The organism is Bradyrhizobium lablabi, from assembly GCF_018131005.1.
Taxonomy (GTDB): domain Bacteria; phylum Pseudomonadota; class Alphaproteobacteria; order Rhizobiales; family Xanthobacteraceae; genus Bradyrhizobium; species Bradyrhizobium lablabi_D.
Window position 1 is genome coordinate 437616 of sequence record NZ_JAFCJK010000001.1, and the last position, 13997, is coordinate 451612.

A 13997-nucleotide genomic window follows, 5' to 3' on the forward strand; every position below is an offset into this window, starting at 1 on the left:
CGCAGGACGTCCGCACCAACAGTCGGCACATTTTCTCCGAGTACACGACCGTGGCGCGGCCGCGCAGAGTCGCGTGATCATTGACCGGGCGCTGTGAATTCGTCCGCGGTTTCTACGTTGAGAACGATCTTCCCTCTTGGCGGCAATCGTCGGCCTTCCAACATCATGTGCGCGTCTCGCGCGCTGGCGAGAGGGAAGACTGCACCTACGCAGGTCTTCAGTTCGCCACGATCAATGAGTTCGGCGATTGTGCGCAGCCGCTCAGTGTTGACCTCCACCAAAAAGAACGCTGCGGTGACACCGTGGTCCTTCGCGCGATGTTGATCAGGCTCGGACACGGCGGAGACCAGCTTGCCACCGCGACGAAGAACCTCAAAGGAACGCATTTGCGCTTCCCCGCCGACGAGATCGAAGACCGCGTCGGCATGCTTCACCTCATCCTCGAACCGTTGTGTATGATAATCCAGCACCTTGTCGGCACCGAGTGACCGCACGTAATCGACATCCTTCGCTCCCGCCGTGGCGACTGAACGCAGGCGAGCGCGACGAGCGAGCTGAACCGCGTAGGCGCCCACGTTCCCCGCAGCTCCGTGAATGACGACCGTCTGGCCGGCTTCGAGGCGAGCGTGCTCGAATAGACCCTGCCACGCCGTGACGGCGACGACGGGAACGGATGCAGCTTCGGCATAGCTAAGCGAGCTCGGCTTCCTGGCGAGCATCCCGGCAGTGGCCACCGCATATTCTGCGTAGGCGCCCAGGAACTGAGCGTTAGTCATACCGAAAACCCGATCTCCGATGGCCAATCCGGAAATGTCGGCCCCCAAAGCCGCGACCGTTCCGGACAGATCGGAGCCAAGCGTAAGAGGAACAGGCTGCGGCAAAGCGCTCTTACCGGCCCTGATCCAGCCATCCCAGGGACCGACACCTGCTGCGTGAACACGAACCAGAACCTGACCCGGACCAGGATCTGGGCGCGCGATCCTTTCCAGATTCATCGCTTCCGGCGGCCCAAATTCATGCACTCGCCACGCCAACATGGAGAGGGTAGAATCCTGGTGCGTATTGCCGGCGTAGGCACTTGTCATTCTGAGCTTCCTGTATCGCTTCGTGTTCGGCGCTCTCGGTCGATCTGAAACGTCAAGCGCTTGTGACAAATGAAGGTCCGCTTTTGGATTTCAAGTATTCGAGGGCGACTTTGGCAAGGGCGCTCCGAGGTTTTTGCACGTGGTCGCCGTTTACAGGAAGTGGAGCTCTTGCAGCTTGGTGGTCGGTATCCTCATATTGGTTTTGAATACTGCCCGGAGTTCCGTTCGAGTAAGCGTCCTTCTTTGGCCAAATCCTTCCGGGATAGGCCGCGCATGAACGACAGCTATTGTCTGATCGGGATGTTGCACAGGAGTTCTAGAATGGCCGACCTGATTTCCGACGTCAAAATCCCAGACAGCAAGATCGCCCGGCAGGCCGCTGAATTGGTGCGTCAACATGAAACCGAGATGCTGTTCAATCACTCGGTCCGCGTGTTCGTATTCGGCGCGATGAAGGGAATCCGCCAGAACCTGAAATTTGACTCGGAGTTGCTGTACGTTGCTGCGCTCTTTCACGACCTGGGACTTGTCGACGCTTATCACACCGAGACAAAGCGATTTGAAGTCGACGGCGCCGATGCAGCGCGAGAATTTCTCAGGAGCAATGGCATACCCGAGCCGAAAGCGGATCTGGTGTGGGAAGCGATCGCGCTACATACCACGCCGGGCATCCCGCAATACATGCGGCCGGAAATCGCGCTCACGAACGCGGGTGTTCTCGTGGACGTGGTCGGAATTGGATACGACGACTATACACCCGAGCAACGCGATCGGGTCATTGCGGCATTTCCACGCGGCGATTTCAAGAATGAGTTCATCCGGGTTCAGACGTGCTCGGCATTGAAGAAGCCTCAGACCACATTCGGCACAGTCAATGTCGATTATATCGAAGATCACGACCCCGCATTTCGCAAGCCAAACGCTTGCACTCGGATCCGCAATACTCCGTGGCGTAGCTGAACCGTCGTTCCACGGGTTTGGAAGCCGGTGGGCGGCCTGGCCCGTCAAGCTTCGACTAAAGCGTGATGATCATCGCGCTTTAGGTTAGGGCTTGATCCAGCGTTGCACGGCCGCGGCGGTATCGGCGGGGTTGGAGTTGAAGCAGATGCAGGCGCCGGGAGCCAACCGGTGCACAAGGTTGAGGATTTTTTCAAACAGCAGCAGCCGTTCCGGCGGCTCGCGCAGGCCGGCGCCGATCACGACACAATCATATTGCTTCGAGCTCAGCGCCGCTGCCGTCACGGCCTCGGCGGTTTCGCCGAGGTCGATGAGGCAGCTCTCCACGTCGAAGCCGAGCGTGCGCAGCCCGGTGATCTGTGCATCGATGTAGGTGCGCACGAGTTCCGGCGTCAATTGCGGGAAAGCGGAGAAATCGACAACAGCGGGGTCGAGGCCGATCGCAAGCACGTATCTCTTCGTCATGGTTGCGGCTCCCGGTCCGATTGTGGGTACGCGTCGGCTTCGTGCCGACGGCACGGAACGTCAGCGGCCGGCGCGGGCTGGAAGCGTCACTGATCACGCAGCATGATGAGGGGCGTGGCGCTGTCGGGAACCCGGCGCCATTGCGCGTTGTCGTCCGCCTCGAACTGCCACGTCTCGCCCTTGGCCGACGTCAACAGGATCTGGCCGCGTTCGAGCCGCCATAACGTTGGATTGAAGGCCGCAATCGCCGGATCACATTTCGGCTTCAGGAAGACCTGGAAATTGTCGCTGCCAGCGTCTGTGTTGGTCAGCGTCAGCCCGCAGATCGCCTGGCCGTCGCCGCGCACCATCGACCAGTCGCCGATCATCTGGTCCATCGATTTGGCGAGCGATCGCGCCGCGGCGAGGTTTTGCAGGATGTAGACGCCCTCATTGGTGCGCAAGCCCTCGAAGATCCCGCTCTCGACCTCGGTGAAGTCGATCACGGCCTCGCCTGCGGCGCTCTGCAGCCGCACAATGTCGCCGAGGCCCTTGATGCTCCAGGCGGCGATATCCTTGGTGAAGGGCAACGCAGTCGCGCAGGATGGCTCCAGCTCGAGCTTGAAGCCTTGTGGCGTCGTATCGCCCTTGAGCGTCACGACGCAGGTCTTGCTGCGCTCCGTGGTGGCGAGCTCCCACTGCCCGATCATATCCTTCTTCAACGTCGAGGCGTCCTGCGACCAGGCCGGACAACATCCGGCTACGAGCAGGAAAACCGCGACGTTGCAGCGGGACAATGACATCAACGGCCCTTCACCGGAGTTTCGGCAACCGGCGTCAGTGGCGGCTTGCCGGCGAACCAGCTCTTGATGTTATCGACCACGAGCTGATCCATCGCATTCCGCGTTACCACGGATGCCGAACCGATATGTGGCAAGAGCACGACATTCTGCATCGCCTTCAGCTCCTCCGGCACGTTCGGCTCGGCCGCAAATACGTCGAGGCCGGCGGCCAGGATCTCGCCGGACTTCAGCGCCGCGACCAGCGCAGGCTCGTCGACCACGGAGCCGCGCGCGACGTTGATCACGACGCCGCGCGGGCCGAGCGCCTTGAGCACGTCGGCATTGATCATCTTCGCGGTGGATGCACCGCCAGGCACGATCACGATCAAGGTATCGACCGCCTTCGCCATCTCGATCAGATCGGGATAGTGCTTGTAGGAGACGCCCTTGGCGGGATTGCGCGAGTGATAGGATACCGGCACGAGCGAGGCCTCCAGCCGGCGCCCGATCGCCTGCCCGATGCGGCCCATGCCGACGATGCCGATCTTGCGGTCGCGCAGCGAGCCTGCGCTGAGCGGATAGTTCTGTGTCTGCCAGAGCCCGGAGCGCAGGAAACGGTCGGCCTTGACGAACTCGCGCAAGGTCGCGATCAAGAGCCCCATCGCGACGTCGGCGACCTCCTCGGTCAGCACGTCGGGCGTGTTGGTAACCACGACATTGTGATCGCGCGCATAGTGGGAATCGACGTGGTCGTAGCCGACGCCGAAGCTTGCGATGATCTCAAGCTTGGGGAATTGCTCCAGCGCGGATTTGTTGGCCGGCACGGTATGATAGGTGACCGCCATGCCGCGAATCCTGCTCCGGACTTCGGGCGTGAGCCGCTCGAGGTCGCCGCGGCTTTCCGCCCTGTGCACCACATATTGATTGGAGAAGCCGTTCTCGAGAATTGGCCGGATCGGTCCATAGATCAGGAGATCGATCTTTTCGGAAGACGTATTGGCCATCAGCTTTCCTTTCCAAGCGCGCTTTCGTGCCAGCGTCGCAACAAGAGATGCGAAATTAGCGCCAGCAGCCCATAGATGACAATCCCGGCGAGCGAGAGCAGCAGAAGTGCCGCGAACATGCGGGGAATATTCAGCCGATAGCCCGATTCAGCGATGCGGAAGGCAAGGCCGGAGCCGGCGCCGGCACTCCCCGCCGCGATCTCGGCGACGACGGCGCCGATCAGCGAGAGCCCGCCGGCGATGCGCAATCCGCCGAGCATATAGGGCAGCGCGCCGGGCAGCTTGAGGAACAACAGCGTCTGCAGCTTCGAGGCGCCGTAAAGCTGGAACAGGCCGGCCAGATTACGATCGACCGAATTCAGGCCGAGGGTTGTGTTCGACAGCACCGGAAAGAAGGCGACGATCCAGGCGCAGACGATCACCGCGGTTTGCTGCTGCAGATAGATCAGAAGCAGCGGCGCGATCGCGATAACCGGCGTGACCTGAAGGATGACCGCATAGGGAAACAACGAGTATTCCAGCCATTTCGACTGATTGAACAACAGCGCCAACGCGACGCCGCCGATCGCGGCGGCGGCGAATCCCTCGAGCGTGGTCAGGAGCGTGACGCCGAGCGATTGCGACAGCACCGGCCAATCCGCGACCAGGGTCTTGAGCACCAGGAGCGGGCTTGGCAGCACATAGGGCTGGATGTCGTTGACGCGGACGATCAATTCCCAGAGCGCCAGCCCCGCCGCGAACACCGCGACGGGAAGCAGGATGCGGACGAGGTCACGCGGCGATGTCATGCGTCCGCCTGCCCTGCATAAGACGGCGCCAGCGCATGCGAGACCTCACGGCAGAAGCCGGCGTATTCCCCCGAGGTGCGGAACTCCTCGCCGCGCGGCTCGGCCGCGCTGATGCGAAACTCCGCGCCGATGCGGCCCGGTCGCGCCGTCATCACGATCACGCGCTGCGAGAGATAGACCGACTCGAACACCGAGTGCGTCACGAAGATCACGGTCTTGTGCAGGTTGCGCCACAGCGACAACAGATCGTTGTTGAGGCGAAAGCGGGTGATCTCGTCTAGCGCGGCGAACGGCTCGTCCATCAGGAGGATATCGGGGTCGGTGACCAGCGCCCGTGCCAGCGACACGCGCATCTTCATTCCCCCCGACAATTCGCGCGGATAGGCACTCGCGAAATCGGCGAGCCCGACCTGTTCAAGCGCATCGTCGATCCGCGCATCGGCGTCGGCGGCCGGCGCATGCGCGAGCTTGAACGGCAGGCGGACGTTGTCGCGCACCGTCGCCCAGGGCATCAGCGTCGGCTCCTGAAACACGAAGCCGATCGGATGGCTGCCGCGCCGTTGTGCGCCATGATGGGAGACATCGACGGTGCCCGCGCTCGGCGCGGCGAGCCCGGCGACCAGCCGCAGCGCCGTGGACTTGCCGCAACCGGATGGCCCGACCAGCGACAGAAACTCGCCGCGCCTGACTTCGAGATCGAGCGGCCCGAGCGCCGCCACTCCGGTATCATAGACCTTGGTGACCGCGCGCAGGCGCACGGCATAGCCGGCTGCCTCAGTATCGGTTCCCGACAACATAGGCTCCGCCATCGCGCGTGCAGTTCAATTCTTCGGCCTTAGGTCGACGCCGACCGCCTTGTTGATGAAGCGCAGCGTATAGCCTTTGCGGTAGTCGATGGTGCTCTTGACCACGCCGGCACGCACCATCTTTTCGAAGAAGCTCGCCATCCGCTCGTCGGTCATGGCACCGATGCCATTCTTGACCGAGTCTCCAGAATCGACGATGCCGTACTCCTTCATTTTGGTGACCGAATAGGCGAGCAGTTCGTCGGTGATCTCCGGGTTGAGCTTTTTGATCATCGCGTTGCCCGCAGAATTGTCGCCGTAGATGTAGTGGTACCATCCGATGATCGAGGCATCGACAAAGCGCTGCACGAGGTCTGGCTTCTTGTCGATGATTTCGCGCCGCGTCTCGATCAGCGTCGAATAGGTGTTGAAGCCGTAGTCGGCGATCAGGAGGACGTTCGGCTTGAAGCCGGCCGCCTTCTCCACCGCATAGGGTTCGGACGTAACATAGCCCTGCATCGAGCTCTGCTTGTTCACGATGAAGGGCTGCGGGTTGAAGGTGTAGGGCTTTACCTTGCTTTCGCTGAAGCCGTATTCGGACCTCAGCCACTGGAAGTAGCTGGTGATGCCTTCCTTGGAGATGAAAAGCGTCAGCGGCTTGAGATCCTCGATCTTGTCAAGCTTGACCTCAGGATGGGTGAGGAAGACCTGCGGCTCCTTCTGGAACATGGCGGCAACCGCGACCAGCGGCACGTTGTTGGTGACGGCGTCGAAGGTTTGCAGCAGATTCGCGCTCATGAAGAAGTCGAGCTTGCCCGCAATCAGGAGCATGCGGTTGTTCTCGTTGGGACCGCCGGGCACGATCGTCACGTCGAGGCCGTAGCTCTTGTAGGTGCCGTCGGCGACAGCCTGGAAGAATCCGCCATGCTCGGCCTCGGCGACCCAATTGGTTCCGAACGAGACCTTGTCCAGGGTTTGCGCGCGCCCGGGCGCAAGCGCCGCGAGGACGGCAAACAGGCCTGCGGTTAACGTTCGCGGCAAAAAGGCCGGGTTCATGATTGGACTCCGTCGATTGTTCTGGCCCATGATGGAAGGCGGAGGACGTGGACCGCGCCCCGGGGACGGGGATCACACCCCCGTAATGACGAACAAAGTACCTCGCAAATTCATCCAAAGAAAAGACCGCTTGATGACTGCGCCACTTCCGCCCCGCGACTGGACCGAAATCCGCTGGCCCGACATCGCCAAGAGCGCGCCGTCGCGCTGGGTCGCGGTGCTGCCGCTGGCGGCAACCGAGCAGCACGGACCGCATCTGCCGCTTGGAACCGACGTCATGATCGGCGAGGCCTATCTGGCGCGGGTGCGCGAATTGCTGCCGGCGCAAATTCCGGCGACGTTCCTGCCGCTGCAACCGGTCGGCATCTCCACCGAGCATATCGACTTTCCTGGCACGCTGACGCTGCCATCGGAGGTGGCGCTGAAAAGCTGGGGAGCGCTTGGGGAGAGCGTCGCACGGGCCGGCGTGAAGAAACTCGTGATGGTAACGAGTCATGGCGGCAACAGCGCCGCGATGTCGCTGGTGGCACAGGATTTGCGCGCGCAACACCGCATGCTCGTCGTGACCACGAGTTGGTCGCGTTTCGGTGTGCCGGACGGATTGTTCGTCGCCGACGAGTTGCGCCACGGCATCCACGGCGGCGCGGTCGAGACCTCGATCATGCTGGCCAGATATCCGCAGCATGTCCGCAGGGATGCGATCGCGGACTTTCACCCGGCCAGCATCGCGATCGAGAAGGATCACCGCTTTCTGTCGACACAGCGGCCGGCGCCTTTCGCCTGGCAGGCGCAGGATCTCCATCCGCGCGGAGCAATCGGCGATGCGACCAAGGCCTCCGCAGAGAAGGGCGAGGAATTGCTCGACCACGGCGCCCGCGCATTCTGCGAATTGCTCCAAGACGTCGATAACTTCGACGTGAACAGGCTTGCCGCGTTACCCGGCAGCCCGGCCAAGTAGCTGGACCATCTGGCGAATAGCGGTCAGAGCCAACCATCCCGGCAGGAATCGAACCGGATTTGCGAAGCCACCGTCCAACGGGCATGCGGACCATGACGGCACCGCGGCTGAACAGGACGGGAAGTTCTCATGTCGATCAGGACCCGCATTGCCGCCGCCGCCCTCGCCGCTCGTGCCGTGACGGGCACCATGGGGTCAACCACTTTGCAGGCCGAGGCCGGCTGGCTGCGCGGCCTGGGTGCGGAAGTCCTCGGTGCCACGATGGTCGAGAGCACGATCGCGGCCAGTGACGGCTACCACTACGAGCTATCGCCGCCGCGGCCGGATTCGCCGGTTCGACGCTTACGGCAATTATGTCCGCCGCATGCGCACCTGCGGCTGATCGATTGAGTTCAAGGATTTCGCATTCGGCGCGGGTCCTCATCCAACCCGTGTCGTAGCCCGACCCGCCCGGCTGTCCCCCCGGGCGGGTCTTCATTTCGGCCCCGATCGTCTGCGCCGATGCGTCGCGTTGTGCGGCGAGACTGTTCGAGCCGGCCAGCGATGCAGGCTGGCAACATGGCGCAGGCCAATCGCGCACAAAGGCCGCGTCAACGGGCCTCTGTTAAGGGACTGTCATCAGCGGATGCGATGGCCGGAGAGCGGCCATTCCCTAGTTGCTATTGCGAATGATTTGCAATAAGGATGGCAGCATTGTTGATCTGAGTTGATGCGCAGATCGAACTGGGGGCGGCTCGCCATGGCTTCAAAACTCGGCTGGCGGATGGCGGACAAATCTGCCGTGATGGCCGCCGATTCTGCCAACCGCCCGGCGCTGGACGAAACTGCATCATGACCTGTGCCCGCGCATTCCGGGTCCATATCGCCGCCGGCACGGCGCTCGGCGTGGCCGCATTCGGCGCGCCCGCGATCGCGGCCGACGTCGCATTGCCGGTCAAGGCGCCCCACCTGAAGACCGTGTTCGACTGGACCGGCTTCTACATCGGCGCACACGCCGGCTACTCCCGCGGCACGTCGGTGGCGACGCTGTCCGATGCCGCGGTGACGACCACCAGCAACACCTTCAGCGGCGTGATCGGCGGCCTGCAGGCCGGCTACAATTGGCGGGCGAGTTCCGGCCTGCTGCTCGGCGTCGAAACCGACATGATGTTCCCGAACTACCTGACGTCGAATTCGGTGATGTCGTTGATCGCAACACCGCGTTCGATCGCCAGCGAACAGTGGGATTATGTCGGCACGGTGCGCGGCCGCATCGGCTATGCGAGCGGTCCGTGGCTCGCCTATGCCACCGGCGGCTTCGCCTTCATGGGCGAGCGTTTCCTCAATGTGCCCACCGTCGGCGACGAGGAAAAGGACATTCATGTCCGCTTCGGCTGGGCCGCTGGCGCCGGCCTCGAATATGCGTTCGCGCCGAACTGGACGGCGCGGGTCGAATATCTCTACAGCCGGTTCGAAGGTGCCGGCGTCGTCCTGCCGTCGGGCACGCAATATGCTTCTCAGCCCGACTTCCAGGCGGTGCGCCTCGGCCTCAATCGCAAGATCGACCTGACCGGGTCGAGCGGCCTGACGCCGGCGGCGCAGATCGCCGACCCCGAATCCGACCGCTGGGAAATCCACGGCCAGACCACCTATCTGCCGCAGGGCTACCCGGGGTTTCGAGCGCTCTATACCGGGACCAACAGCCTGACGCCGGCGGCGCAGCTCCAGGCGACATGGAGCAACAGTCTTTATCTGAACGCCCGACTCTGGGACGGCGGCGAGCTCTACTACAATCCCGAGCTGCTGCAGGGGTTCGGACTGAATGACACGGTCGGCCTCGGCGGCTTCTCGAACGGCGAAGCGCAGAAATCCAACTTCCCCTACCCGCATTACAACACCTCGCGGCTTCTTGTGCGCCAGACCTTCGGCTTCGGCGGCGAGCAGGAGGAACTGGCGAGCGGTCCGGGCCAGCTCGGCGGCAAGGTCGACGTCAACCGCCTGACCATCCAGGCCGGTAAATTCGCGGTAACCGACGTATTCGACGGCAACGCCTATGCCAAGGACACGCGCAAGGATTTTCTGAACTGGTCGATCTGGGCACCCGGCGCCTTCGACTATTCCGCCGACAAGGTCGGCCTCACCTACGGCATAACAGCCGAATTGAATCAGAAGCGCTGGGCGCTGCGCGCCGGCTATTTCCTGATGGATGCGGTCTCGAACTCGAACAGCTTCGACACCAATGTCTTCCGGCGCGGCGAATATGTGGTCGAGCTCGAGACGCGCTATCAGCTGTTCTCGCTACCCGGCAAGCTGCGCACGCTCGCCTGGCTCAACAGCGCCTTCTCCGGAAGCTATCGCGAAACGCTGGACAACCCGGCGCTCGATCTCGACATCGCGCTGACGCGCGCCGGCCGCATCAAATACGGCTATGTCCTCAACCTCGAACAGGCGCTGACCGAGGACATCGGCCTGTTCGGCCGCTGGAGCTGGAACAACGGCCAGACCGAGATCATGGCCTTCACCGACATCGACGCCTCGCTGTCGCTGGGCACCTCGATCAAGGGCACCAGATGGGGCCGGCCCGACGACACGATCGGCATCGCCGGCGCCATCAACGCGCTGTCGAACGATCACCGCGACTTCATTGCCGCCGGCGGCCTCGGCGTGCTGATCGGCGACGGCGCGCTGAACTACCGGAAGGAGCGGATCCTGGAAACCTATTACGCCTTCGCGCTGAACAAATATTTCACGCTGACCGCGGACTACCAGTTCGTCACCAACCCCGCCTACAATGCCGACCGCGGCCCGGTGCACATTTTCTCGGGCCGGCTGCACGGCGAGTTTTAGAAAGCACTAGGTGGGCCGGGATGCACAGCCGGACACGGCGACGTGCAACCCGCGCCGCGCGCTCTCCATCGTCATTGCGAGCGGAGCGAAGCAATCCATCTATCGCCGAGTTGAGCCATGGATTCCTCGCTCCGCTCGCAATGACCGGGTTGGGTTCGAACTCAATTTTTCAAGCAGCATGACGATGTGAGTTCGCGTTCTCGCGACATGGTTTGTCCGAGCCCTGCAAAATTATCAAGGTACGTTCACCGCGGGCATTGGCCGTGTGGGGAGAGGTTTGAACGGACTATGATACATTGCCGCCACCGCGACGAGCGCGACGGCGACGACGATGATCCCACGCATGATAAGGCTCCACATGAAGCCAAATCTAAGCAATACCGCACATCAAGACCTGTGAACTAGGCCACAAACTCCTGGTGACGAAGGTTCACAACGGCGGCACCGACTGCATCAAGCGGCCAGCCGCAACGTATCCTGCGAGAAGCCCATGCCGATACGAGCCATCCTTTTAGTCCTGTGTTTCCTGGCCGACTTTAGCCCGGCAGCGCAAGCTCTCACGTTGGACGAAATCAAGACCAAGCTTGCGGCAGCCGGCTATTCGAACGTTCGCGAAGTCCCATCCGGTAAGATTCGGATATTCAAGGCCACAAAGGATGGACAGGAACGGTCCGTCGTCGTTGACAGCACCGGCCATATCAAAGAGTTGCAATAGCGCGGCAGCACCTGCGCACGATGTGCAACGTTCTCATCTCTTTGTTTGAGCATGATCTCTTCGGAGAACCGCTACGCACTTTTCCGGATCATGCTTTAGCGCGGCGTCTCTAAGGGTTGCCCCGGCGCTCGATCAAGCGGCGGATGCGGACGAGCCAGACCCGTCGTTCCCGCTGGAACGTCGTTACCGGCTAGGCGCGTGTTGATGTTTCCGAGTGTAGCGAAGAACGCGCCTGCGACCGCTGCGGCGAAAATCACGGCGAACAGGATCAGTGCGGTGCGGTAGTTGTCCATGGGCGATACCCTCCAGCGCACGGGATATTAACGCAGGGCATGGTCGAAGGGTCCTCGCCGTAAGGGGTACCCCTGGGCTGCGGTCGGGCCCGGGGAGTTCCGGTGCCCGTCGGGACTCGAGAATTGAGTGCAGTCCAGCACCCTCACCGTAATTCCGCAGATCGCAAATCCGTAAATTGTAAATCTTCCCGCACCACCGCGCGCACTCCGACGCCGGGCTCCAACGAAGCGCAACCAAACGTTCCTTCTCGCCCGCGCTTCAGCAAGTCATCAAGCAGCACCAGAACTTTCTTCGTTATGTAATCGAGTTGAGATGCCGCTGTAACGCCGCCGCGTCATTGTTGTGTGCGTGATCTGACTAGATCTTGTCCTCCTTGGAGACTTTTGCTGTGACTGACGTAAATTCTGCCACCGCCGTGCGTTCCTTTGGCGACTTTCTGGCAGAACAGTGGGGGCTGCTATGTCGCATCAACCGCTTTGCCGATAATGAAATTGATTCATTGAATGCGGAGCTTCGTGAGCTATTACATCCATGGGGTAACAACCCTATTGGACATTACTGCCAATATCCATCGTTTGTCTCAGATGATGGCTTCCCGGCGGAGTTCTCATTAAGTTGGCGAGCCAGCGGGCCAGAAGTACGAATACTATTTGAGTCACTGAGCTCGGATCTAAGTGCGCGAGGTGCACAGGATGCGGGTCGCCTGTTGACCCGCCGATTGGCTTCAAGGGCGGGCGTCGACATCAATCGCTATTTGGCGGTGGAAGAGCTGTTCACAACAGACGCTCCTCTGCTGGGTCGGCCGACAATCTGGCATTCCATGGCGAAGCAGCCAGGACGTTCTTCACCGCGTTACAAGGTATACTTAAATCCGCAATCACAAGGATTACACCGTACCTTGCCGGTGGTTTCAGAAGCCATGGCCAGGATCGGCATGTCGACCGCGTGGCGTTCAGTGGCCGAACGTTATGCAGAACTGGAAGCAGGCGGCCATAAAATCGAATTCTTTGCGCTCGATCTAGAGAAGCCGGAGATCGCCAGGGCGAAAGTCTATTTCCGACACCACTCCATTGCGCTCAACGAGCTGGATACGGTAGCGTCCCTTGCCCGCGGGCACGACTCCGGACGTGCGTCTCATGCTTACAATGCGTGTTACGACAAGGAGTCATTGATTGTGAACGAACCGATGACCTGCCTGGCGTTCCGAACAGGATCGAATTGTCCGGAGGAGGCTAATGTATACCTCAGGCTGAATGGTGCAGGGCGACCCGATCCGATAATGGCCGTTTTGCGTGCTGAGAGGGCCGATACTGCCAGTTACTTGGCGCTAAAGACGCTCTACAAGCCTAATACATCAGTGACCCGGGAACTGTTGAGCTTTCGAACAATTTCCCCCGCCAGCCCCGCCGATGTCGGGCTCTACCTGCGGTTCCCGCAGTACGACAGAGGTCAAGAGCGCATTGAGGCACCAGTGAAAGAAGAGATGGTTGTATTGTGCACGCCGGCAGGTGCAACAGCTGGCATTTTGCCAAAAAGCAAGGTGCATCACCGTGAGACACCCCTTCACTTGGCTTTTTCGTGCTACCTATTCGACCAAGAAGGGAATTTACTCGTCACTCGTCGATCTCACAACAAGCGCACTTGGCCGGGGGTTATCACAAATAGCTGCTGCGGCCACCCAGCTCCCGACGAGCCTCTGACCGTTGCGGTTAGGCGGCGAGTCAAACAGGAGCTGGGTTTGAGTGCAACCGATATCAAGCTCATCCTTCCGGCATTCAGGTACAAAGCGCAAATGGCTAATGGTGTCGCTGAGAACGAGCTCTGCCCGGTCTTCACGGCGCTTGCCAATCCTGCGGACCTCACTGCGGATCCAGAGGAGGTCGACAGCGCAGAATGGCTACCGTGGTCCACTTTTGCTGCCCAAGTCCTCCGCGCTGATCGCGAAGTGTCGCCATGGTGCAGACTGCAGATTGCTCAACTGGCATCATTGGGTCCTGACCCGATGAGTTGGCCGGTGACGACTGGCAGGCTTCCCGCCGCTGCACTTCTCTGACATCAGCAGTTTTGGACCGAGCGGGAGGGAATCGCTGCGGCCTGCACGTGTGGAGCGGTCGCGACGTTCGGCGTCCTCCGGGCTTGATTAGCGCATGCATTGGCGACGACCGGCTTCGTCCGCCAGGAGTCTACCCACGCGCCTTGCGGCGGTATCTCGAGAGATCAGCGGCGCTCGTCGCAACCGGCGGGGTCAAGACATCACGGCGCGTGGCCTCCACGCCCGCGACTGCACTTCGCGCAACATCGTC

The 13997-nt window shown here is 61.4% G+C and carries 14 protein-coding genes; 6 read left to right on the forward strand and 8 right to left on the reverse strand.

The window, feature by feature from the left end; translation table 11 throughout:
* Positions 1-77: 77 nt before the first annotated feature.
* A complete protein-coding gene (locus JQ553_RS02055) occupies positions 78-1085 on the reverse strand; it encodes an NADP-dependent oxidoreductase (protein ID WP_409363015.1) in 1008 nt (335 codons plus the stop codon).
* A 321-nt stretch (positions 1086-1406) separates the two neighbouring features.
* On the opposite strand from JQ553_RS02055, the gene JQ553_RS02060 reads away from it, so the two are divergent.
* Positions 1407-2045 carry an HD domain-containing protein gene (locus JQ553_RS02060; protein ID WP_212498214.1) on the forward strand — a complete coding sequence of 213 codons (639 nt, stop codon included), beginning with the start codon at positions 1407-1409 and terminating at the stop codon, positions 2043-2045.
* An 84-nt stretch (positions 2046-2129) separates the two neighbouring features.
* On the opposite strand, the gene JQ553_RS02065 is transcribed toward JQ553_RS02060, so the two are convergent.
* From JQ553_RS02065 to JQ553_RS02090, 6 genes are all read right to left on the reverse strand, one after another.
* Positions 2130-2507, reverse strand: coding sequence for a hypothetical protein (locus tag JQ553_RS02065; protein ID WP_212498215.1), 378 nt, complete (start codon positions 2505-2507; stop codon positions 2130-2132).
* Between the two features lie 86 nt (positions 2508-2593).
* Entirely contained in the window at positions 2594-3289 is a 696-nt protein-coding gene (locus JQ553_RS02070; RefSeq protein ID WP_212498216.1) for an AprI/Inh family metalloprotease inhibitor, read from the reverse strand.
* On the reverse strand, positions 3289-4272 hold the full coding sequence (locus JQ553_RS02075; protein WP_212498217.1) for a 2-hydroxyacid dehydrogenase: 984 nt from the start codon (positions 4270-4272) through the stop codon (positions 3289-3291). The genes JQ553_RS02070 and JQ553_RS02075 overlap by 1 nt, the downstream gene beginning before the upstream one ends.
* Positions 4272-5060, reverse strand: coding sequence for an ABC transporter permease (locus JQ553_RS02080; RefSeq protein ID WP_212498218.1), 789 nt, complete (start codon positions 5058-5060; stop codon positions 4272-4274). The genes JQ553_RS02075 and JQ553_RS02080 overlap by 1 nt, the downstream gene beginning before the upstream one ends.
* Positions 5057-5857 carry an ABC transporter ATP-binding protein gene (locus tag JQ553_RS02085; RefSeq protein ID WP_409363016.1) on the reverse strand — a complete coding sequence of 267 codons (801 nt, stop codon included), beginning with the start codon at positions 5855-5857 and terminating at the stop codon, positions 5057-5059. The genes JQ553_RS02080 and JQ553_RS02085 overlap by 4 nt, the downstream gene beginning before the upstream one ends.
* Positions 5858-5881: 24 nt before the next feature.
* The gene (locus JQ553_RS02090; protein ID WP_212498220.1) at positions 5882-6901 is read right to left on the reverse strand and encodes an ABC transporter substrate-binding protein; all 1020 of its coding nucleotides are present in this window, start codon (positions 6899-6901) and stop codon (positions 5882-5884) included.
* 133 nt (positions 6902-7034) lie between these two features.
* Between JQ553_RS02090 and JQ553_RS02095 the strand changes: the two genes are divergently transcribed.
* The 4 genes from JQ553_RS02095 to JQ553_RS02110 all read left to right on the forward strand — a co-directional run bounded on the left by JQ553_RS02095 (position 7035) and on the right by JQ553_RS02110 (position 11400).
* A complete protein-coding gene (locus tag JQ553_RS02095) occupies positions 7035-7859 on the forward strand; it encodes a creatininase family protein (protein WP_212498221.1) in 825 nt (274 codons plus the stop codon).
* Between the two features lie 129 nt (positions 7860-7988).
* Positions 7989-8249 (forward strand): hypothetical protein, encoded by a 261-nt coding sequence (locus tag JQ553_RS02100; RefSeq protein WP_312015078.1) that lies wholly within the window; start codon positions 7989-7991, stop codon positions 8247-8249.
* Between the two features lie 441 nt (positions 8250-8690).
* Positions 8691-10685, forward strand: a complete 1995-nt coding sequence (locus JQ553_RS02105; protein ID WP_212498222.1) for a carbohydrate porin — start codon at positions 8691-8693, stop codon at positions 10683-10685.
* Between the two features lie 490 nt (positions 10686-11175).
* A complete protein-coding gene (locus tag JQ553_RS02110; RefSeq protein WP_212498223.1) occupies positions 11176-11400 on the forward strand; it encodes a hypothetical protein in 225 nt (74 codons plus the stop codon).
* Positions 11401-11495: 95 nt separating this feature from the next.
* On the opposite strand, the gene JQ553_RS02115 is transcribed toward JQ553_RS02110, so the two are convergent.
* On the reverse strand, positions 11496-11693 hold the full coding sequence (locus JQ553_RS02115; protein ID WP_212498224.1) for a hypothetical protein: 198 nt from the start codon (positions 11691-11693) through the stop codon (positions 11496-11498).
* Between the two features lie 389 nt (positions 11694-12082).
* Between JQ553_RS02115 and idi the strand changes: the two genes are divergently transcribed.
* Positions 12083-13747, forward strand: a complete 1665-nt coding sequence (gene idi / locus JQ553_RS02120) for an isopentenyl-diphosphate Delta-isomerase (RefSeq protein WP_212498225.1) — start codon at positions 12083-12085, stop codon at positions 13745-13747.
* Positions 13748-13997 lie beyond the last annotated feature (250 nt).